Genomic DNA, 22164 nt, shown 5'->3' with positions numbered 1-22164 from the left:
TCATGTAAATGGTTAGGGGTTTTTTTATGCTTGTATGTTTATTTATAAGCTTAAAAACCAGCTTTGGTTATCAGGGTGTTTAAAGCAACTTTGAGCCGTTAACGCTTTAACATTTGGGTCGGTTAAATAGAATTGGATTTGCTGTTTAAGCTGCTGCACTAAGCTGTCATAACTGAAGCTTAAAAAGTTTTCACCATCATAAAATTGAACTTCAAATGACGGACTTAAAGCAACCCCTTGGTATGTTAGCTGTTTGCTTAAATTTTGACTGACGTTACGAAAGGCGAATTCTTTTAAAATAAAAGGGATGCAACTATGCATGCTTAATGACCAAGCTTCTCCATAAAACTCAGGGTCAATGGATTTTGCCTTATTGATAAACTCACTCATGCAGTGGTCAGTGCGTTTTAGGTATTTAGGTATATTACTGGGTATCGCATATTGGTATTGAATGTCGTAACTGGCATCCGGATTTTGCGAGGTATTTCCGTTGGCGACTAACTCATTATCCAGTATGACTTTATAGCTTTTTGGCCATACCTTGTCTTTATCAAGGTATATGCGAATCTTATGGACTTTATTTAGCCCTAATTGGCAGCGAGCAATGTTTTCAGCCAAGGTGACGTTTAGAAATTCGGCAAATCGGTCGAAATGATACTCTAATTTTGTATTAGCCATACTTCCTCCTGAAATGGGGATTCTTATTGTTAAGCGTTATAATTAATAAGCTGTTTATAATAAGAACTACTCTGTGAGTACTCTTTTAATAAGTATAGACAGAGTAGCGTATCAAGCTTGGCTAGGTTAAGCCTTTAATCTACTGGCCTTGTAAATAGGCGATAACATCATCATGGTGGGTTTTGGTTTTGAATTTGTCCATGATATGAACAAGCTTGCCTTTTTCATCAATAATGAAGGTGATGCGGTGGATACCATCAAACTCACGTCCCATGAACTTCTTAGGGCCCCATACGCCGTATTTATCGGCAATTGAATGGTCTTCATCAGACAATAGGGTGAAATTCAGGGCATCACGTTCTTTGAATTTTAATAGGCGTGCAGGAGCGTCGGGACTAATCCCTAGGGTAACCACATTTAGTTTATCTAATTCTTTTTTACTGTCGCGAAGGCTGCAAGCTTGTGTGGTGCAACCCGGTGTCATGGCTTTTGGGTAAAAATACAATACAACAGTTTTGCCGCGATAATCTTTAAGTGCAACCTTATTGCCATTCTCATCAAGGGTTGAGAAAGCAGGTGCAACTTTACCTATGGTAGGGCGAATCATGGGTATTCCTTATGACGTTATGTGTAAAAGGGAGGTTAGCCTTTTAATTTCAATGTGATGGGGGTTTTAGGCACACAGCAGCAAGGTAGGATTTCACCTTCGTTGATCCACGCCATGGGCTCTTGTAGGTACGCAACTTCCCCTTCGATTAAATCAGTACGGCAGCCGCCACAATAGCCTTCTCGGCATTGATAAGGTAGTTGAACCCCTTGAGCTTCAAGGCTTTCAAGTAAATTGCTGGCAAAATGAAATTGTAATGGTTGCTCTATGCCTTCAACCAAAACAGGGTATTGAGGTTTTTCAAGGCCCTGAATTTCCAGTTGTTGTTCTTCTTGTGGTGCCTCAGGGTTATCAAGCGGTAGGTATAGCTCAGGTTGGGCGATATCTGGTTCACTAGAACTAGGTACCACAGGACTTTCAAGTTGAAAGTCCTTGTGGGAATGGGCGTCATCTTCAAGATGAAAGCCGCTATCGATATCGTCCTTTTTTTGTCTCATTGCCAGCATAACTTATAGGGCTTTACAGTTCGATGTCACTGAAGTCTTCCAGTGATAATTCGCTATCAATAGCGCCTACTAGGTAAGAGCTGATCTCAGCTTCTTGTGGCGCAACTTGAACATTGTCGCTCACTAACCAAGCGTTAATCCATGGTAGTGGATTTTGTTTGGTTGGGAAGATCGTTTCTAGGCCAATAGCGGTTAGGCGCTGGTTACAGATATATTCAACGTACTGGCAAAGGATGTCTTTATTTAGTCCAATCATGCTGCCATCTTTAAATAAATATTCAGCCCATTCTTTTTCTTGCTCTGCGGCTTCACGGAAAATGCCAATCACGTCTTCGCGGCATTCTTTAGTGATTTCACCCATTTCAGGGTCATCTTTACCCATGGCCCAAATTTGCAGCATGTGTTGAGTGCCAGTTAGGTGAAGGGCTTCGTCACGGGCAATCAATTTAATAATTTTTGCGTTGCCTTCCATTTTAGCTCGTTCAGCAAAGGCAAAGCTGCAAGCAAAACTGACATAAAAGCGAATGGCTTCTAATACGTTGACAGAGGCCATGGTCAAATACAGTTTACGTTTCAAGTCACGTAGGCTGATTTCAATAGTTTTACCATTGATGATGTGAGTGCCTTCACCTAGGTTTTGATAGTACGTGACACCTTCAATTAAATCGTCGTAGTATTTGGTGACACTTTCAGCGCGTTTGGTTATGTATTCATTGGATACAATGTCATCAAATACGGCAGCAGGGTCACTAATAACGTTACGAATAATATGGGTGTATGAGCGGCTGTGAATGGTTTCACTAAATGACCAAGTTTCGATCCATGTCTCTAGTTCTGGTAAAGAAACTATTGGCAGTAACGCCACGTTAGGGGAACGCCCTTGAATACTGTCTAATAAGGTTTGGTATTTTAGATTGCTCAAAAAAATGTGTTTTTCGTGCTCTGGCAAGTTCGCAAAATCTTTGCGGTCAGTGGATAGGTCAACTTCTTCAGGGCGCCAAAAGAAAGACAATTGCTTTTCGATAAGCTGCTCAAAGATTTTGTACTTTTGTGTATCGTAACGAGATACGTTGACGTTCTCGCCAAAAAACATCGGCTGGCTAAAGGTATCGAATGTTTTACGGTTGAATGTTTGGTAAGCCATGTTTCACACTTTTTTATAAAAACAACAAATTTAGTCTTGCTGAAGGGCTAATTTAAATAAGCCCTATAGATTTAAATGCCAAAAAGCCCTAATGGGCTTTTGGGGTTTTAAATTTTACAAGCACCGCCGGCACAATCGTCTTCTATATCTTGCTGAGAGTCATCGGCACCGTCACGAGTATTATGGTAATACAAGGTTTTAAGCCCTAACTTATAGCTAGAAAGTAGATCTTTTAGCAATACTTTCATAGGCACCTTACCAGCTTCAAACTTCGATGGGTCGTAGTTGGTGTTGGCTGAAATGGCTTGGTCTACGAATTTCTGCATAACACCAACTAGTTGCAAGTAACCATCGTTGTTTGGCCATTGCCAAAGCAGCTCATAGTTGCCTTTAATCTTTTCATATTCAGGCACAACTTGCTTTAGGATGCCGTCTTTTGAGGCTTTCACGCTGATATAACCCCGTGGAGGCTCAATGCCATTGGTGGCGTTACTGATTTGTGATGACGTTTCTGATGGCATTAGTGCGGTTAGGGTTGAGTTACGTAAGCCGTGAGTTTTAATCTCACTACGTAATGCTTCCCAGTCGTAGCGAAGCTCTTCTTTACAAACTGCGTCTAACTCTTTTTTATAGGTATCAATTGGTAAGATACCTTTTGAGTAAGTGGTTTCGTTGAACTTCTCACAGGCTCCTACTTCTTGTGCTAATTTATTCGACGCTTTAAGTAGGTAGTACTGAATAGCTTCAAATGTTTGGTGGGTTAAACCCAGTGCACTACCGTCACTGTATTTCACACCGTTTTTAGCCAAATAGTAGGCATAGTTGATCACGCCTACGCCAAGTGTGCGACGGCTCATACTAGAGGTTTCAGCCGCTGGCATTGGGTAGTCTTGGTAACTTAATAGGTTATCAAGGGCACGTACAATGATGTCTGCTAACTCTTCAAGTTCATCTAGGTTTTCTAGAGCGCCAAGGTTAAATGCCGCAAGGGTGCAAAGGGCAATTTCACCTTCTGGATCGTTGATTTCTTTAAGTGGTTTAGTTGGTAGTGCAATTTCCAAGCAAAGATTTGATTGGCGAATTGGTGCAACTGTTGAATCAAATGGGCTGTGAGTATTACAGTGATCCACGTTTTGAATGTAAATACGGCCTGTACTGGCACGTTCTTGCATTAATACTGAAAACAATTCAGCGGCTTTAATGGTTTGTTTGCGAATATGCGGATCGTTTTCGTATTTTAAATACAGCTCTTCAAATTTAGCTTGGTCTTCAAAGAAGGCATCGTATAAACCCGGTACGTCAGAAGGGCTAAATAATGTAATGTTTCCGCCTTTGATTAAACGTTCATACATGACCTTGTTTAATTGCACGCCGTAATCTAGGTGGCGAACACGGTTTTCTTCAACCCCACGGTTGTTTTTGAGTACTAATAAAGATTCAACTTCCATGTGCCAAATTGGGTAGAACAAAGTTGCAGCGCCACCACGTACACCGCCTTGAGAACAGCTTTTAACTGCCGTTTGGAAATGCTTATAAAAAGGAATACAGCCAGTGTGAAATGCTTCACCACCACGGATTGGGCTGCCAAGGGCACGAATACGCCCAGCATTAATTCCGATACCTGCACGTTGAGAAACGTATTTTACAATGGCACCGGCTGCTGCGTTGATGGAATCTAGGCTGTCAGCGGTTTCAATTAACACACATGAACTGAATTGACGGGTCGGAGTACGCACGCCAGCCATAATCGGTGTTGGTAATGACAGTTTAAACGTAGATACAGCATCATAGAAACGACGAATGTAATCCATACGGTTGGATTTATCATATTTTGAAAATAAACATGCGCCGATTAATGCATATAGGAATTGAGGGCTTTCATATACCTCACCTGTAACACGGTTTTGAACTAGGTATTTACCTTCAAGCTGCTTAACCGCTGCGTAGGCAAAATTTAAGTCACGGCTGTGATCAATAAAGCTGTCCATTTCTTGGAATTCAGCTTCTGAGTAATCTTCAAGTAAATGGCGGTCATAACGCTCGCCATCAACCAAGCGGGCAACTTGGTCGTAAAGGGCAGGCGGTTCAAACTGACCATATGCTTTTTTACGTAAATGGAAAATATTCAAGCGCGCAGCCATGTATTGATAGTCTGGCGTATTTTCTGAAATCAAGTCAGCAGCTGACTTAATCAGAGTTTCGTGAATGTCAGAAGTAGAAATACCGTCTGTTAATTGAATTTGTGCACGCAGTTCAACCTCAGAAACTGAGACATTGCTCAATCCCTCTGCTGCCCATGTCACTACCTTGTGGATTTTATCTAAATCTAAAGGAGCACGATTTCCGTCCCGTTTTGTCACATGAAGTGTGCTGTTCATTTTTGACCCTTGCCCATTAAAAAGTCACCAGCCCTTGGGTTAGGGGTGGTTTTATAAACGTGAGTTGTGTAAATAACCGAATGAATTTGGTTGTCTCTTAATCACTTTGTTCTGTTTTTAAGTACTGTGATTAAATAGTAAGCAAGCAATACGGCTCAATTTCGGAGTAAGCACAGCATATTGCGGTTAAGGATTAGAATCAACCCCATATATAGTGTTTTGAGGTTGCGTGACTTGTGGATAAGTTGTGAGTAATCGGTGTGTAAAAGGTGGGTAAATAGTTAGAGTTAGTATCTGCTAACGGTACAATAATGAGACATACTCAGTATTCGCTTGTTAAAAGTCAAATGATCTATGGGGAATGATTTAATGAAAATAGACTTAAGATAAGGCGCAATACCGAATAAGGGTCTAAATTAATGTATATTAGAGTTATTTATCTATTCTAGGATGATCTATGGAACAGACACATGAATCTGACGAATTGTGGCGAATCCTCATTGTTGAAGATGACGAGCGCTTGGCTGGGCTGACCCGCGAATATTTAGAATCTAACGGTATGCATGTGTCCGTAGAGGGTGATGGTGCTCGCGCCGTTGATCGTATTAAAAACGAACAGCCAGACCTAGTGATACTGGATTTAATGTTGCCAGGTGAAGATGGCCTTTCCGTTTGTCGTTTGGTGCGTCCATATTACTCTGGCCCAATTATCATGCTTACCGCCCGAGATGACGATTTGGACCAAGTGCTGGGTTTAGAAATGGGAGCAGACGATTACCTAGCTAAACCAGCGAGACCTAGAGTGTTATTGGCGCGGATTCGTGCTTTATTGCGCCGCGTAAAAGAAGGCCCTGTGGCACATAATCAACAAGATGCCGCAGGTGATGCGCAAAATCGCGTTACCTTTGCCAATTTAGTGGTTGATAACGGCATGCGTGAAGCTTGGTTGGATGAACAGCCCATTGATTTAACCAGCGCTGAATTTGATTTACTTTGGTTGCTCAGTTCCAATGCTGGTCGCGTATTGAGTCGCGAAGAAATCTTTACTGCTTTGCGCGGAATTGAATATGACGGGCAAGACCGTTCTATCGATGTACGTATAAGCCGTATACGCCCTAAAATCGGTGATGACCCACTACAACCTAAGCGAATTAAGACAGTTCGTAGTAAAGGTTATTTGTTTGTGAAAGAAATTTAGGCACAATCCTTACTTTCTAAAGAAGGAGAGTGGCCATCTTTTCTCGAGTTTACATTGGTGTTCTCACCATCCTCTTAATGGTATCACTGTGCACTTTGGGTTCACTGTGGTTGGTTGACCATGTTAACCAAAAACAGCATCAGCAAAATATCATGGGTACTATCTTGTTACTGGCGGCGGCAGAAATAAAAGCATCTGCAGGTGGTGTTGAGCCAGTAGCTGAACTTCTTGACATTAAATTACGCTTAGATCCTTTTTCCGCATCCTCTTTAGATTCCATTGATACTGCTCGTTTAAAATCAGGCCAATACTTGGTAAGTAATTTACAAGATGGTGGGCTTCAGGCTCAGGCCCGTATTCGCTTACAGGATCGTTGGTATCTATTAACTGGTGTATTTGATGGCTTTCAAACGGCTCATATTCGAGGAGCAGCTAAGATGATGCAGCGCTTAATTACTCGTGAGCCAAGATCTTTTTATAAGTTTATTGATGAGTATTCAACGAATTACGATTTACCCATTAGAGTTTTGAGTTCAATTGAAGCTGGGCATTTTGCCGATAAACTAAGCACGATGCATGCACCTAATTATCATGCCTCATATGATATTAAAGGTAGTTCCGGTCGGTTCTATACTTATTTTTCAGATATTGATCAGGTGGTTGAGCTTGGTCCAGTGATGTTTCGTCAAGGTTTAAAATTGCAGTCTGTGATGGTAATTGTTGTGTTTGCTATCTTACTCACGGGGTTAGCGGTTTATTGGTTAATGTATCGGTTTGAAGTTAACTTGCAACGTTTAGAGCGAGCAACAACACGAATCGCATCAGGCCATTTAAGCTCCAGAGTAAATGTAGATAGCCAAGATGCATTTGGTCGCTTAGGGGAAGCGTTTAATCGTATGGCTAACCAAATTCAGCGGCTTATGGGTGTGCAAAAAGAAATGATTCGAGCGGTAAGCCATGAATTAAGAACTCCAGTGGCGCGAATGCGTTTTGGGGTGCAAATGCTTGAAGATACTGCAGAGGATGCATATACCCAAAAACAACTTCATGAAATGGATCAAGACTTACAAGAGTTAGACGAGTTAGTGGATGAAATTCTCACTTATGCGCGTTTAGAAGAAGGGGGGCCAATCCTAGAGTTTAAATCGGCAAATATGCTGGATTTAGTTGATCAAGTAGTAGAAGAGACCCGTCGTCGTACTGATAAAGTACAAGTTAATTGGCACAGTGAAACAGTTGCTGAGGATGAGATATTTAGTGATGTTGAATACCGTTATCTACATAGGGCATTACAGAATCTAGTGGGAAATGCTTGTCGTTATGCACAAAGCCAAGTGCATATTGAGTACAGCTTTGAAAACGGCCTATGCAGAATAGATGTAGAAGATGATGGCTCTGGTATTCCAGAAAAAGATTGGACCCGTGTGTTTTCACCTTTTACTCGTTTAGATGATAGTCGTACTCGAGCATCAGGCGGTTACGGCCTTGGCTTGTCAATTGTAAGGCGTATTATATTTTGGCACGGAGGTGAAGCCAGTGTGGGAGAGAGTCGTTGGCAAGGTGCGAAAATGACGCTTGCCTGGCCGCAAACTCATCAATCTCAGTAATTAGGGTTAGTCATTGCTGGCCTTGAAATCAGAAAAATGCTGTGTGTTACATGATGTTACATTCTTTTACATTACTACTACAGATATACAAATCAATAACTTAGAAGATAGCCATGTGCTCTCGCGAGGGAGCACGGTGAGAATGTAGCGAGAACTTAGGTTCTATTTTTAACCCGCCCTTGGCGGGTTTTTTTATGCCTGAAATTTAGTTTTGAATGCCTTTGGTCACTAAATGAAACCTATTTAGACGTTACAGGGAGGGTAATGTTGGCTCCAGCCTTGTCTTTTTTTGAGCTCAATAAAAATTGAGTTGGTTGTATTGAAGTGTGGTTTTCATGCTTCATGCGACTCAATGTAATTAATATAGGTTATGATGTTTTTAGGTGTAGGCGCTGAATATTTGTTGTCTGTAAGGCTAGTAACTCAAATTGAAATGAATGCTTTGTGTGTTCATTTTTAAATTGCATGCTTATTAGAAGGTATTAAGCATGCTTAATACCTTCTAAATGCTGGTGGCACACACGCTGAGCAATGTTCTTAAAGTCTTGAATAAATGCATTTTCACCTTGTTCAGCGCGCACTGCTGCATAAAGCGTGCGCCATACGCCGTGTCTTCCTAGTGGTTTTTCAATCACAAATCCTTGTTTAACATAATCGTGTACAGCCCAGTTTGGTAAGCAACTGATACCGCGCCCACTGGCTACTAATTGCACCATCATCATGGTGAGTTCAACTTGTCGAATACTACCTGGCTCAATGCCGGCAGGGGTTAAAAAGCATTGGAAAATATCCAAGCTAGAACAATCAACAGGGTAGGTAATTAAAGTCTCTTTACTGATGTCATGGGGCTCGATGACGGTTTTGTTTACCAGTTGATGGTCTGGCGCTAATACCAACATGGCTTGGTATTTAAACAAAGGAAGGTACTCTACATTTTCGTCGTTCTTGGGGTCTGAGGTGACTACTAAGTCTAACTCACCATTTTTAAGTTTAGCGATAGAATCAAAGTGAAAACCTCCTAGCATATCCAATTCAACTTCAGGCCAATGGCCACGGAATTCATTTAATGTAGGCATTAACCAGTCATAACAACTATGGCATTCAATGGTGATATTCAAACGGCCTTTGCGCCCTTGGCGAATACGTGAAAGATCTCGTTCAGAGGCTTCTACTTGTGGCAAGACTGACTGGGCAAGTTCAAGTAGGCGTTGGCCTGCTGGTGTAAAGCGCACCGGCTTGGTTTTACGGTAGAACAAAGGTTGGTCTAAACGGCCCTCTAATTCTTTAAGCTGATGAGAAAGGGCGGACTGAGTCAGGTGAATTTGCGCGGCTGCTTCAACCAAGCTGCCGGTTTGATCCAATGCCATGAGGGTTTTTAAGTGTCGAAGCTCAATGTTCACAGGAGGCCTTCAGCTAACAGTATTGAATAGCTTAATTAAAATACCATTATTAAAATAATTCAACTTTTATTTGAGAATAATGAGTTTGATTCAGTTTGAGGTGTGATGCATTCTGTATTAGTAAATTTCATATGTCAGGAGTGTAAGGTGAAAAATACTAATATTAAAGCGTGAGCATTACCCACAATCCATGTTCTGGGTTACCCCAGAATGGGTGCCCAGCGCCAGCTAAAGTGGGCACTTGAAGGCTATTGGAAAGGTAATTTGACTCAGACCGAATTGTTAGAAAAGGCCGCGAATGTGCGTCAGCAACATTGGCAAGATCAGCTAGACGCTGGATTGGATTTCATCACGGTTGGCGATTTTGCTCTTTATGATCATATGCTGAGCCATTCATATTTGTTTACAGTGATACCTGAACGGTTTGGCGCTCAGCAAGAAAGCGATTGGCAATGGGATACATATTTCCGTATGGCTCGTGGTCGTAGTGCCGAAGGGAAGGATTGTGCTGCATGTGAAATGACAAAATGGTTTGATACCAATTATCATTACATTGTCCCCGAATTTGCTCCTCAGCAAACGTTCAAGCTAAATCCACAAGTGTGGCTGAATGAAATCAAGCAAGCACAGCAATTAACCTCAAAGGTGAAGCCGGTGTTAGTTGGGCCCTTAACGTATTTGTGGTTAGGCAAAACTCAAGATGGCTCAGACCCATTAACTCTTTTGCCGGATTTACTTAAAGCCTATGCTCAGTTATTGCACCAAACTCAAAAGTTGGGCGTTGAATGGTTGCAAATAGATGAACCCATTTTAGGGTTGGATCTACCTCTGGCTTGGCAACAAGCATTTGAGCAAGCCTATAATCAATTACAAAGCTCTTCTGTGAAGCTGTTGTTAGCGACGTATTTTTCCCCTTTGCATGAAAACCTTTCTATTGCCTGTAGCTTACCTGTGGCAGGTTTACATTTAGACGGTATAACCGGACAAAGCGATTTGTCTCGGGTGTTGGATCGTTTACCGCCTTATAAAGTGTTATCACTTGGCTTGATCAATGGACGAAATATTTGGTGCGCTGATATTGGTGAAATACAAAAAATAGTCGAGCCGTTTTACAATGCATTGGGGTCACGTTTATGGCTGTCCACCAGTTGCTCGTTATTACATGTGCCAGAAGATTTAGAACAAGAGCAAAACCTTGTACCAAAAATCAAACAGCAATTTGCCTTTGCTAAACAAAAACTCAATGAGCTCTCCTGTCTTGCTAAGCAGGTTGTTAATGCCACTGATAAACGTGTTGTTCTAAACAAAAAATTAGAAGAAATCACGGTCAGTACACTTCAAAGCACTATAAATAAACTTACCCCAAGAGAATTCGAGCGCAATAGTGCATTTAAAGTGCGTAAGCAAATTCAGCAAAAGAAGTTTCAATTACCGGCCTTTTCAACCACTACCATTGGTTCATTTCCTCAAACGCAAGCTATTCGCCAAGCACGATTAGGCTTTAAGCAGGGAATATTATCTGCACAAGATTACGAAGATGCCATGTGCAAAGAAATTGAGAACGCAGTGAGCGAACAAGAGCGCATTGGTTTAGATGTATTGGTACACGGTGAAGCCGAGCGCAACGACATGGTGGAATATTTTGGTCAGCAGCTAGAAGGCTATAGCTTTACTGATTTTGGTTGGGTACAAAGTTATGGCTCTCGTTGTGTTAAACCGCCTGTTATTACTTCTGATATACAACGCCCTAAACCCATGAGTGTAAAATGGAGCCAGTATGCACAATCGCTAACAAGTAAGCCCATGAAAGGCATGTTAACTGGGCCAATTACGATGTTGTGTTGGTCTTTCACTCGAGATGATATTTCGTTAAAAGAGCAAGCCTTTCAATTAGCATTGGCACTATCACAAGAAGTGTTGGACTTAGAAGCGGCAGGTATTCATATCATTCAAGTTGACGAGCCAGCATTGCGTGAAGGTTTACCATTAAGACAAAAGGACAGGGCAGCCTATTTACGTTGGGCAGTGGATGGTTTTCGCTTGACGGTGGCCAAGGTACAAGACTCAACACAAGTTCACACCCACATGTGTTATGCCGAGTTTAATGACATTATTGGTGCCATTGCGGAATTAGATTCAGATGTCATTACCATAGAGACGAGTCGCTCTAATATGGAATTACTCAAAGCGTTTGAAGACTTTAAATACCCTAATGATATTGGCCCGGGTGTATATGATATTCATAGTCCAGTTGTACCAAGTGAACAATGGATGGTAAGCCTATTAGAAAAGGCTGCTCGGCTTATTTCGCCAGAGCAATTATGGGTAAACCCAGATTGTGGCCTAAAAACGCGGGGCTGGCCTGAAACCCGTCAAGCCCTGACGTTAATGGTACAAGCCGCTAAACAATTGCGTCAATCTCATACTGTAATCGAGGCATAATATAAACCATAGCCCCTTTTTTATAAGGCTAAAGGGGCATTCCTTGCAATGTTACGGGTGGGATTTAGCCCCTAGTAAACACGATTTTTCTAGATAATTAGCGTAGAATGGCCAGCTTTATATATATTTGTAAGTTGCCACTATGTTCACCTTTTTTGAAAAGCTGATTAACCCATTCCCCCCGCAAGACCCAGAGCAACCCCCGAATAGTCTATGGGCATTTTTTCGATACTACACAAAAGGGATGGAAACCACTCTTATAGCAATGGGACTGTTAACAGCCATCATTGCCGTGTTTGAAGTGTATCTATTTGGTTTTTTAGGCCAGCTAGTAGACTGGTTAATAGATAAAGACCCGCAAACCCTATGGCAAGATGAAGGTAAAACCTTACTGGTTTTGGGCTTTTTGTTAATGATAGGTATGCCTGTGCTTGTAGCGCTGCAAGCCATGATTATTCATCAAGGGCTAATGGGCAACTTTCCAATGGCGATCCGATGGATGGCTCATCGTTATTTACTTAAACAAAGTATAGGCTTCTATCAGGATGAATTTGCAGGGCGCATCGCTACAAAAGTAATGCAAACATCGCTAGCTGTTCGCGAAAGTGTGATGAAACTGCTCAATGTTATCATGTATATTTTGGTGTATTTTGTCACCATGTTAGCGGTGATAGCTCAAGCAGATTGGCGTTTAACCATTCCGGTATTTGGCTGGTTGGTTTTATATGTCATTAGCCAGTGGTATTTCATTCCTCGTCTTAAAAATGTAGCAACTGAGCAAGCTAATGCTCGCAGTGATATGACAGGTCGAATTGTCGACAGTTATACCAATATCAGTACGGTCAAACTTTTTAGTCATTCAAAGCGTGAAAGTGAATACGCAAAAGAAGGGATGAACGGATTTTTACAAACCGTATACCAACAAATGCGCTTGGCAGTAGGCTTAAATGTTACGGTACAAACCATTAACTACCTATTAGTGTTTGCCATAGGTAGCTTAGGTATTTACTTATGGAGTGAATCTATGATCACCGTGGGGGCTATTGCCGTCGGTGTGACACTTGCACTTCGCTTAAACAGCATGGCGCAATGGATTATGTGGGAAGTCAGCAGTCTGTTCGAAAATATCGGTACAGTGGTTGATGGCATGCAAACCTTATCAATTCCGCAACAAGTAAAAGACACGCCACTAGCTCCACAATTAAATGTCGAAAAGGGACAAATTGATTTTAACAATGTCGCTTTTTTCTATGATGAAAAACATGAAGAAGGGGTTGTGCAGCGTAAAGTTTTTGAACAGCTACAACTGAACATCAAACCGGGTGAAAAGGTAGGATTAGTAGGTCGAAGTGGGGCAGGTAAATCCACTTTGGTTAACTTACTATTGCGCTTTTACGACTTACAAGGGGGTGAAATTAAAATTGATGGCCGCAATATTTCACAAGTACAACAAGAAACCTTACGTGCTCAAATTGGCATGGTGACGCAAGATACATCCTTGTTGCATCGCAGTGTGCGAGAAAACATTTTATATGGTCATCCTGACGCCTCAGACGAAGATGTAATCGAAGCGGCTAAAAAGGCAGAAGCCTATGACTTTATTCAGCAACTAACTGACCCTCATGGCAATACAGGCTTTGATGCGCAAGTAGGTGAGCGTGGGGTGAAACTAAGTGGTGGACAGCGCCAACGTATCGCTATTGCCAGAGTGTTATTAAAGAACGCCCCCATTTTGATTTTAGATGAAGCTACCTCTGCATTAGACAGCGAAGTGGAGGCCGCCATTCAACATAGCTTAAACTTATTAATGGAAAACAAAACGGTGATAGCCATTGCCCACCGTTTATCAACCATTGCAGCAATGGATCGTTTAGTTATTTTGGATGAAGGCCGTATAGTGGAGCAAGGTACTCACCAAGAATTGGTGAACAGTGGCGGAATTTATAGCCAGCTTTGGGCGCATCAAACAGGTGGGTTTATTGGGGAGTAATAGATCATCTTAACTTGATGATTGTGCTATGAGCTATTAATCTCATGATCATGCATACCGTGATAATCTGATCACCTAAGGGGGGCAGATTATCATATGTTATGAGTTCCCCTGCATTAACGTGTGCTAGAACCAATAATAAATCGTACATAAGACACGTAGCGATCAATCTAGTAATCAAGCCATAATCCATTTACATTCAGTAGTTATTATTCAAATTTACCTTGTCGCTTGATTTAAAAGCGATACCTCAGTGCTAAAATTCAACTCATTGTGATCTTATTTTTATAACTATTTAATATTATTGTGCTCCAATCTCTTAAAAGCATCGTAAGCCACATAAATACAAATAAAGCAGATTAACTTATTCAAAGTTATTAGACCCTATAAGTGATCAAAATTTAAAGTGGTGGTGTGAACAAATATGCATAATTTAATGAATGATAAAGACATGTCTTTCATGTTGTATCAAGTGTTTGATTCAGAAGATTTAATTGAAGCTGAATTTTATCGAGATCATGATAAAACCACTTTTGATGAGGTGTTAAAAACCTCAGCAAAAATTGCTGAGACATACTTCCTGCCCCATAACGCCAAAGCCGATGCCAACGAGCCCCAGTTTGATGGTGAAAAAGTAACCACCATTGATGAGGTAAAAGTTGCGTGGCAGCATTTTTGTAATTCGGGACTATTATCCGCACGACACGCCTACAATGATGGCGGCATGCAATTACCCGCAATCATCCATTCTGCCTGTAATGCTTATTTTCTTTCCGCTAATCCATCCACCTCAGCGTATCCTTTTTTAACCGCCGCAGCTGCCAATGTGATCCATGCATTTGGAAGTGAAGAACAAAAGAAAACCTATTTACCTAATATGCTCAGCGGGCGCTTTTCAGGCACCATGGCCTTAACCGAGCCTGATGTAGGATCATCTTTAGGCGATCTATCGACCAAAGCAATACCTCAAGATGACGGTAGTTACCGCATCAAAGGTCAAAAGATGTATATCTCAGGTGGTGATCAAGACATCACAGAAAACATTGTACATTTGGTATTGGCCAGAATTGAAGGGGCACCAAAAGGTGTCAAAGGTATTTCACTTTTTATAGTACCTAAATTTATAACCAATCAAGATGGCTCGCTAAGCGAGCGCAATGATGTGAGTCTTGCTGGCTTGTTACATAAAATGGGCTATCGCGGAACAACGTCTACAGTATTAAGTTTTGGTGAAAAAGATAGCTGTCATGGGTATTTAATAGGTGAGGCGAACAAGGGACTTGGCTACATGTTCAAAATGATGAACGAAGCGCGTATCGGTGTTGGTTTAGGTGCCGCAATGATTGGTTATCGTGGTTATTTGGAATCCCTAGAATATGCAAAAAATCGTCCTCAAGGTCGCGCCCCAGATGATAAAGACCCAAACAGTAAACCACTTAATATTATTGAACATGCTGATGTTAAGCGTCTGTTGCTTGCACAAAAAAGTTATGTAGAAGGTGCGTTAGCTTTATGCTTGCTTGGTTCACGTTTAGTGGACGAGCAAGAAGCCTTGGGAAATAAAGACAGTGGCATTTTACTAGACTTACTCACACCTATTATAAAATCTTTCCCGTCGAAATACGGACCCATGGCAAATGATTTAGCCATTCAGGTACTGGGAGGCTCTGGTTATATTCGTGAGTACCCAGTAGAGCAGTGTTACCGTGATAATCGACTTAACCCAATCCATGAAGGTACAGAAGGGATTCAATCACTTGATTTACTAGGGCGTAAATTATGGATGGAAGATGGTAAGGGGCTTCAAATTCTTATGTCTCGAATACAAAACACTTTAGATAGCGCCGCAAAAAAACAGCCGCTAAAAGCGTTAAGTGACGAACTGCAAAAGCAATTGGCGATATTTAATGAAACCACTACATTTTTAGGTAAAACCTTACCACGTGAACCTAAAAAAGCGTTAGCAAACTCAACTTTGTATTTAGATATGATGGGAAAAATTGTGGTGTCATGGTTGTGGCTAGAGATGGCAGGTAAGGCCATAACTGTATATGCAAACTCTGACGACGCAGATGATAGCGCGTTTTTAGCGGGTAAAATTCAAGCGGCGAAATACTTTATAGGTTGGGAGCTCCCCAAGATTCAGCAACAAGCTCAGTTATTAACCCGTTTAGATTCTACCTGTTTAGATATGAATGAAGCTTGGTTTTAATGCTCATTGCTTAGAGTGCTCATCAGCGCAGTTGAGCGGTAATCTACTAGACAAATAATGTCGGTTAGTGCAGTCTAATTGGCATTTTTTGTATGGTCCTTGTTATGGCCTTCATTACTCTGAATTAAGATATATTTATGAAACCTCTAAATTTAAAGCCTTTTGAAGGCATGCCATTAGCTCATCCAGAAAGCCCCATAAAAAACCCTGTTACGACATGGCTGAACCCGCTTTTAATTTCAATTGATGAAACGCGCATGGAGTGCGAGATCGAAGTGCGTCCTGAAATGGCTGACCCTATTAAAATATTACACGGCGGTATGAGAGCCACCATGTTATGCGATATTTTAGGTATTTTGGCAAACACTGGTGGACAGGGTGTTTCTTCATTAACCACCAGTGTCAGCGTTGAATGTATCGGTAAAGCATTTGTGGGTGAAAAGGTTCGAGTGATAGCGAATACGGTACATAAAGGCGGCACGCTCATTTATATGAGTGGCGAAATTCGTAATGAAAAAGGTGGGTTAGTGGCCACGGGTAAAACCACGTTGTTTTCTATTGCTAAATAATTCAATAGTTGCCCTTTTGTAAAAGGGCGCCCTCTTATGCAGGGGGGATAAGCCGATATTGAAAAAATTATCCAATTCAAATTTTTATATTTTTTCAGATCCTAAGAACCTGATACATAAAAAGTTAGGAAAAAAGCATTTAGATTGAATTAATTAAACTAGATGTGTTAGATCGCTCCGCTTAACCTAACCCATCCTACAAAGAAGTTTAAAACCTTATCTCTCAACTTCCATTTTATTGTTCACACGCTTAATACGATTTTGAACTGGGTAGTTGAGTAAGTCTTCAAAACCATTCACCGAAGAAAGCATTTTTTTGATATCTGCTTTGTCACTTTGCGCATGATAAAAATCATAACAACGCTGCCACATCCATTGCATATACGGGAAGGTTAAACGGCTGACATTGGTGTCTTCAATGGTAAAGAAGGATTTACCTATTACGCGTTCAATGGTGTTGCTGTCGTTTTCTTTTGCCCAGTTAGCTACTTGATCGATGGTTTGTTTTAGCACAGTTCCTTGTTCATTGAGCATGCGTTGCAGTACTGGTAGCAAGGTGTCAGGTACGTCGTCGTTAGCTAAAAACTCACCACTTAGGGGTGTTGGGTCGATCATGCGTTTTACCCATGCGACGACATTAGGGGCGTGTTGTTCCATTAATCGGCCTGAGTATGGGTCACGGTATAGGTGAGCATACAAGGGGCCAATGAGTCCAAAATCTCCCATGCAGGGTTTTGTACCAAGCAAAAATGGGTGTTGTGCAAAGTGAGTGTCTAGCTCAGCTAACAACGCTAAGTAGCTTTCTTCAATGGCTGGTACTGCTTCAGAGATAACGCCTAGGCGCGGTAGAGCACCTGCGAATGGCTTAGCGGTTTCAGCACCAATAGCGAGTTGTTCATCTTGGCTTGCTTGTGGGGCGGATGTGCGGCCAAACTCACCAATGGCAAATTCTCGGTTTTCAGGCTTGTTCCAGCGGTAGTGCATAGCGGGTATTACTAGCCATTCATCGCCATAAGTTTCTAACAATAACGACACTAAGTTCTGTTTAGGTGTGGCTGGGTATACAGGTTGTTCTTTGTAGCGGGTTTCTAACGCGTCGATGATCTCAGTGGTGTCTTGCAGGGCATTATCTTCATCGGTAATAAAGATCGGAATGTAGCTGACTCCTGTGCGTGGCAGGATCACATTTTTAAACACGTCCTGTGAGGCGACGATTTCTTCAAAAGGAATGTTTTTATATTGTAAGTAGCAACGAAGTTTCCCTGTATACAGGGAAACCTCCGCGCCAATAAGCTGATGCTTTGTCATGCAGGCATTAACCTTTTTTATTGTTAGATAGTTGAAACGCTGTATTACAGCGCTTCAATAGTTACGGGAATACCATTTAATACGGCATTGCCCGAAAGTTCATCGACTAATTGATCATCGGTTAAGTCGTTTGAGTTAATCCCTGGGTTGGTTTTAGCAACACGCAGTTCAACGCCTTCTAGGTCGTGACCCCAGCCGTGTGGTAAGCACACAACACCGGGCATGACAGTGTCAGTCACTTCGATGACGACGCTTAGTTGACCAACTCGTGATGCAATTTTAGCTTTGCTGCCATCGCTTAAATCGTGTTGTTTAGCATCTAATGGGTGCATGAATAAACCGCAACGGTCTTTGCCTTTCACAAGACGTTGGCTGTTGTGCATCCATGAGTTGTTAGTACGTAAATCACGACGACCAATTAAGTTTAGCTGCGATTGGTTTTTTAAATCGCTAGCAAACGTTTTTAAACGATCTAAATCTTGAATAAATACGTCTGGCATCATGTGAATTTTCTTATCTTTAGTGAATAAGAATTCAGGTAAGCAAGGCTGTAGTGGGCCAAGGTTTAAGCCGTTAGGGAATTCTTTAAGTTTCTCAAGGCTGATGCCATCTGAGTGATGCTTAACAATTTCGTCACCTTGGTATTCATCGAAGCCTTCACCGTATGGGCCATTCTTCAACGCGTAATCTAAGATGTCGGTAAGGGCCATATTTTTTGCCGTCTGTTCTTCACCTGTCTTAAGTTTAAGTAGGCGAGAAATAACACCGTTCATGATGTCGTAATCAGAAAGGGCGCCTGGCTCGTGTTCAAATAATGGCTCAGAGAATTTAGCTACGTTATGAACTGAAAGCAGGTTGAATACGAGGTCGTATTGTTCGTGCTCAAATGGACCTGTCGGCGGCAGAATGATATCTGCGTGGCGTGAGGTTTCGTTTAAGTAGAAGTCTACGGATACCATGAACTCAAGCTCATTTAAGCCCTTTTCAAGTAAGCGAGCATTAGGCGTGGATAATCCTGGGTTACCAGAAATACAGATCAAACCACGTACTTGACCTTCACCTGGTGTGGTCATTTCTTCAGCCATGGCAGAAGAAGGAAGCTCACGGTTGAATTCTGGTAAGCCACGAACACGACTTTGGTAAGTATTAAAGCTACCAGCTAGATGGGGCTTGATACCTGAATCTACCGCTGGTTTGGTAAACATCATACCGCCGCGACGGTCTAGGTTACCGGTTAGGATGTTTAACGTATTAATTAAGTAGTGGTTTAATGCACCAAAGGTTTGTGCAGAGATACCCATACGGCCATAACAGATGGCTTTATCGGCTGCGGCAAATTCTTCTGCAATACGCTCAATCTCTGATTGTGCGATGCCAGTTAATTCAGCAATTTCTGACATTGGGAATAAGTCAAAGGTGTCTAATAGTTCTCCCCAGTGATCCATGATGTCTACAAGTTTGCCTGGGTTGTATAGCTCTTTACGAATAATGTGTTGAATTAAACCAACCAAGAATAGGGCATCAGTGGCTGGGCGAATGAAGTGATGCTCTTGTGCGTAAAGGGCTGATTCATTTTTACGTGGGTCGATTAATACAAGTTTACCACCACGTTCATGAATGCCTTCTAGGCGTTTTAGAATGTCACCACCTGACATTAAGCTACCGTTAGATGCAGCAGGGTTAGCTCCTAGCATAAGCATGTAGTCAGTGTGGTCTACATCAGGAATGGTAAATACTTGGCCGTGACCAAACATTAAGTAAGAACACAGTTGGTGTGGCATTTGGTCTAACGATGCCGCGGTAAACATGTTTTTACTGCTTAATGCTTTACGAATTTTGTTTGTGGTCATTAACAAGCCAAGGTTGTGAGAGGTTGGGTTACCCCAGTAACCTGCAAACGCATCGTTACCGTATTTCTCTTGAACCTTGAAGATACCTTCAGCGGCATAGTCTAGGGCTTCTTCCCATTCTACTTCTAACCATTGACCATCTACTTTGCGCAGTGGTTTTTTCAAACGGTCTGGGTCGTTGTGCAAATCTTGTAAAGAATAACCTTTAGGGCAAATGTGACCCCAGCTGTGTTGGTCTTTATCGTCGCCTGAAATAGCGATGATTTTATCCCCTTGGTGTTTGATCGTAACACCACACATGGCTTCACATAGGGTACAACTGCGGAAGTGTTCTAGTACAGGCAGTTTTGCTTGAGCTTCCGCTTCGGCAATGGCGGCAGCGCGTGCATCACGAATAACCGTTAGCATTTGAGCTACGTTGGTTTCTTTACGACGTGGGCGATTTTGTTTTAGACCTTCTGCAATTTCGTGTTTATCAAGCAGTTGCCAATCAGCAAAGGTGATAAATTCAACTTTGTTTTGTGTTAGTAGAGCTTCAACATCGGCTTCGATAGTATCGAGTGCTTCAGGTAGTGCAGAAAGCAGTTGTCCAACCGTATCGGTGGCGCACTGTTTGTTACTGCCGATCACACCACTTGCACCGCGTTTAATCCAACCCGCTACGTATTCTTTAGTATCAACCAGTGAGTTTTCGTTAGCGATGACACCGCGACGTTCATCGAACGGTAAGCCTTCAATAGGTGTGCCTTGGTAGCCAGTGGCATTGATGATTAAGCCTACTTCCAGTGCTTCTTTTTCATTGGTAGCTACCGCAGATACACGACCGTCGTTACGCTCTAAACGGTTGCGCACGATGTTCAATTGCTTGCTGCCATTTGCTTCAGTAATGGATTCTGGGCTGGTCAAAAACATAAAACGAATGCGTTTGGTGCTAGGGTCATTGCTCAATGGACGTTGAGCTATTTCACGCAATAAAGCCATGTTTTGACGGGCTTCACTGAACTCAGGTAGAGCCAGTTCTGCTTCTGATTCGGCATCTAGCTGTAAATCAGCTGGGTTAATAATTAAATCTAAATTCTCAAGGCCAATTAATTGCTCAAGTTCTTTCGGAGTGAATGCTGCTTGTACGGCACCACGGCGGGCCAGCAAGCACACTTCATTAATGCCGCTATCTTTAAGCGCCATTAATGATGGGTCAGCAATGTCGGTTTTTGCTAATGCTTCATGTGGCAAAATTAAAATACGAGCAATATCTAACGCCACGTTACCAATTCCAATAACAGCAGCACGCGAAGCACTCAGGTTTGGTTGTAATGTTTGATGATCTGGGTGGCCGTTGTACCAACCAACAAAATCGGAAGAGCCAAAAATGTTATCAAGCTCAGCTCCTGGGATGGTTAATGCGCGACTTTTAGAGCCACCTGTTGCATATACCACAGAGTGGTAAAGAGATTTCAAATCGGCGCTAGAAATGTCTTGCCCAATTTTTACGTTACCAAAAAAACGTACTTGTTTGTTTTCAGCAATGCGCTCGAAACCGGCACTGACTGATTTAATACGCGGATGGTCAGGAGCAACGCCATAACGCACTAATCCAAATGGAGTAGGTAGGCGCTCAAAGATATCCACTTTAGCTGACGGCATTTGTTTAAGGATGGCTTCAGCAGCATAAAAACCAGAAGGACCAGCACCCACTACGGCAAAGTGACCGGCAAGTGCAGATTGAGCACTGGCGGCAGCCGCTTGAAAAACACTTTCACGAATAACTGGCAGCTCTTTTGCTTTTTGCGCATTGATTTCAATGTATTGTAACTGGTCCTGAGGTACGGCGCTTTCTGGGAAAATGGCACGTTCAGGACATTCGGTTAGACAGGCATTACATTCGATACAGCTTTGAGGGTCGATATATAGCATTTCTTCGCCAGCGCGAAAGGCATCCACTGGGCACACGTCCACACAGTTGGTGTGTTTGTGGTTCACACAAGCTTCGGTTACAACATAGGCCATGGTTTTGGCTCCCTCAAATTCATCAATATTTTATTATTGAACGTGTATGGCAGCTAACAAGAGCGCCTACATCTTCACATTATGGTTTTTATAGTGTGCTGATATTAGTGATTTGGTCTGTGAAAGTATTGACAGTTTTATTCCTATTGATATTTTGTGCCAAACCAAAAGTGGTTTATTTATTAATCAAATGAATAGGGTGGGTGAGACAAATTAGGACATTGTTTGCGAAATAATGGTCTTTTTGTGTTCACTTGTACCAAATAAT

14 protein-coding genes are annotated in these 22164 nt (G+C 42.0%); 6 read left to right on the top strand and 8 right to left on the bottom strand.

From position 1 onward, the window contains the following. Positions 1-42 precede the first annotated feature (42 nt). From ABWV45_RS05420 to nrdA, 5 genes are all read right to left on the bottom strand, one after another. The gene (locus ABWV45_RS05420) at positions 43-678 is read right to left on the bottom strand and encodes a hypothetical protein (protein ID WP_353349471.1); all 636 of its coding nucleotides are present in this window, start codon (positions 676-678) and stop codon (positions 43-45) included. Between the two features lie 139 nt (positions 679-817). After that, on the bottom strand, positions 818-1285 hold the full coding sequence (gene bcp, locus ABWV45_RS05415) for a thioredoxin-dependent thiol peroxidase (protein ID WP_353349469.1): 468 nt from the start codon (positions 1283-1285) through the stop codon (positions 818-820). A 35-nt stretch (positions 1286-1320) separates the two neighbouring features. After that, positions 1321-1782 carry a class I ribonucleotide reductase maintenance protein YfaE gene (gene yfaE / locus ABWV45_RS05410; protein WP_353349467.1) on the bottom strand — a complete coding sequence of 154 codons (462 nt, stop codon included), beginning with the start codon at positions 1780-1782 and terminating at the stop codon, positions 1321-1323. 22 nt (positions 1783-1804) lie between these two features. Continuing rightward, positions 1805-2935, bottom strand: coding sequence for a class Ia ribonucleoside-diphosphate reductase subunit beta (gene nrdB, locus ABWV45_RS05405; protein ID WP_353349465.1), 1131 nt, complete (start codon positions 2933-2935; stop codon positions 1805-1807). Positions 2936-3042: 107 nt separating this feature from the next. Then, complete coding sequence (nrdA, locus tag ABWV45_RS05400) at positions 3043-5313, bottom strand: class 1a ribonucleoside-diphosphate reductase subunit alpha (protein WP_353349463.1); 2271 nt, start codon at positions 5311-5313, stop codon at positions 3043-3045. A gap of 457 nt (positions 5314-5770) precedes the next feature. Between nrdA and ABWV45_RS05395 the strand changes: the two genes are divergently transcribed. Both ABWV45_RS05395 and ABWV45_RS05390 read left to right on the top strand, forming a co-directional pair. Beyond that, positions 5771-6511, top strand: coding sequence for a response regulator (locus ABWV45_RS05395; protein WP_353349461.1), 741 nt, complete (start codon positions 5771-5773; stop codon positions 6509-6511). A gap of 152 nt (positions 6512-6663) precedes the next feature. Beyond that, positions 6664-8118 carry an ATP-binding protein gene (locus ABWV45_RS05390; RefSeq protein ID WP_353349459.1) on the top strand — a complete coding sequence of 485 codons (1455 nt, stop codon included), beginning with the start codon at positions 6664-6666 and terminating at the stop codon, positions 8116-8118. 482 nt (positions 8119-8600) lie between these two features. Here ABWV45_RS05390 and ABWV45_RS05385 read toward each other — a convergent pair whose 3' ends face one another. Further along, positions 8601-9518 carry a LysR family transcriptional regulator gene (locus ABWV45_RS05385; RefSeq protein ID WP_353349457.1) on the bottom strand — a complete coding sequence of 306 codons (918 nt, stop codon included), beginning with the start codon at positions 9516-9518 and terminating at the stop codon, positions 8601-8603. Positions 9519-9704: 186 nt separating this feature from the next. Here ABWV45_RS05385 and metE point away from each other — a divergent pair, with 186 nt between their 5' ends. The 4 genes from metE to ABWV45_RS05365 all read left to right on the top strand — a co-directional run bounded on the left by metE (position 9705) and on the right by ABWV45_RS05365 (position 16731). Continuing rightward, positions 9705-11960 carry a 5-methyltetrahydropteroyltriglutamate--homocysteine S-methyltransferase gene (metE, locus tag ABWV45_RS05380; RefSeq protein WP_353349912.1) on the top strand — a complete coding sequence of 752 codons (2256 nt, stop codon included), beginning with the start codon at positions 9705-9707 and terminating at the stop codon, positions 11958-11960. 142 nt (positions 11961-12102) lie between these two features. Next, positions 12103-13950: an ABC transporter ATP-binding protein gene (locus ABWV45_RS05375; protein ID WP_353349455.1), complete on the top strand. Its 1848-nt coding sequence runs from the start codon at positions 12103-12105 to the stop codon at positions 13948-13950. Between the two features lie 424 nt (positions 13951-14374). Next, positions 14375-16162, top strand: coding sequence for an acyl-CoA dehydrogenase family protein (locus ABWV45_RS05370; RefSeq protein WP_353349453.1), 1788 nt, complete (start codon positions 14375-14377; stop codon positions 16160-16162). A 137-nt stretch (positions 16163-16299) separates the two neighbouring features. Continuing rightward, positions 16300-16731, top strand: a complete 432-nt coding sequence (locus ABWV45_RS05365; RefSeq protein WP_353349451.1) for a PaaI family thioesterase — start codon at positions 16300-16302, stop codon at positions 16729-16731. A gap of 216 nt (positions 16732-16947) precedes the next feature. Here ABWV45_RS05365 and ABWV45_RS05360 read toward each other — a convergent pair whose 3' ends face one another. Both ABWV45_RS05360 and ABWV45_RS05355 read right to left on the bottom strand, forming a co-directional pair. Continuing rightward, positions 16948-18039: a glutathione S-transferase family protein gene (locus ABWV45_RS05360; protein ID WP_353349449.1), complete on the bottom strand. Its 1092-nt coding sequence runs from the start codon at positions 18037-18039 to the stop codon at positions 16948-16950. 44 nt (positions 18040-18083) lie between these two features. After that, positions 18084-21896 carry a molybdopterin-dependent oxidoreductase gene (locus ABWV45_RS05355; RefSeq protein WP_353349447.1) on the bottom strand — a complete coding sequence of 1271 codons (3813 nt, stop codon included), beginning with the start codon at positions 21894-21896 and terminating at the stop codon, positions 18084-18086. Positions 21897-22164 lie beyond the last annotated feature (268 nt).

Origin of the sequence: Oceaniserpentilla sp. 4NH20-0058 (assembly GCF_040371755.1) — a bacterium.
Taxonomy (GTDB): domain Bacteria; phylum Pseudomonadota; class Gammaproteobacteria; order Pseudomonadales; family Oceanobacteraceae; genus Bermanella.
Note: the sequence above shows the minus strand (reverse complement) of the source record. Positions and strands in the feature narration are given on the sequence as shown.

Bases quoted from the DNA above. Each gene is read 5' to 3' on its own strand.
- ABWV45_RS05420 (WP_353349471.1), bottom strand. From the start codon at position 678: ATGGCTAATACAAAATTAGAGTATCATTTCGACCGATTTGCCGAATTT.
- bcp (WP_353349469.1), bottom strand. From the start codon at position 1,285: ATGATTCGCCCTACCATAGGTAAAGTTGCACCTGCTTTCTCAACCCTT.
- yfaE (WP_353349467.1), bottom strand. From the start codon at position 1,782: ATGAGACAAAAAAAGGACGATATCGATAGCGGCTTTCATCTTGAAGAT.
- nrdB (WP_353349465.1), bottom strand. From the start codon at position 2,935: ATGGCTTACCAAACATTCAACCGTAAAACATTCGATACCTTTAGCCAG.
- nrdA (WP_353349463.1), bottom strand. From the start codon at position 5,313: ATGAACAGCACACTTCATGTGACAAAACGGGACGGAAATCGTGCTCCT.
- ABWV45_RS05395 (WP_353349461.1), top strand. From the start codon at position 5,771: ATGGAACAGACACATGAATCTGACGAATTGTGGCGAATCCTCATTGTT.
- ABWV45_RS05390 (WP_353349459.1), top strand. From the start codon at position 6,664: ATGGGTACTATCTTGTTACTGGCGGCGGCAGAAATAAAAGCATCTGCA.
- ABWV45_RS05375 (WP_353349455.1), top strand. From the start codon at position 12,103: ATGTTCACCTTTTTTGAAAAGCTGATTAACCCATTCCCCCCGCAAGAC.
- ABWV45_RS05370 (WP_353349453.1), top strand. From the start codon at position 14,375: ATGCATAATTTAATGAATGATAAAGACATGTCTTTCATGTTGTATCAA.
- ABWV45_RS05365 (WP_353349451.1), top strand. From the start codon at position 16,300: ATGAAACCTCTAAATTTAAAGCCTTTTGAAGGCATGCCATTAGCTCAT.
- ABWV45_RS05360 (WP_353349449.1), bottom strand. From the start codon at position 18,039: ATGACAAAGCATCAGCTTATTGGCGCGGAGGTTTCCCTGTATACAGGG.
- ABWV45_RS05355 (WP_353349447.1), bottom strand. From the start codon at position 21,896: ATGGCCTATGTTGTAACCGAAGCTTGTGTGAACCACAAACACACCAAC.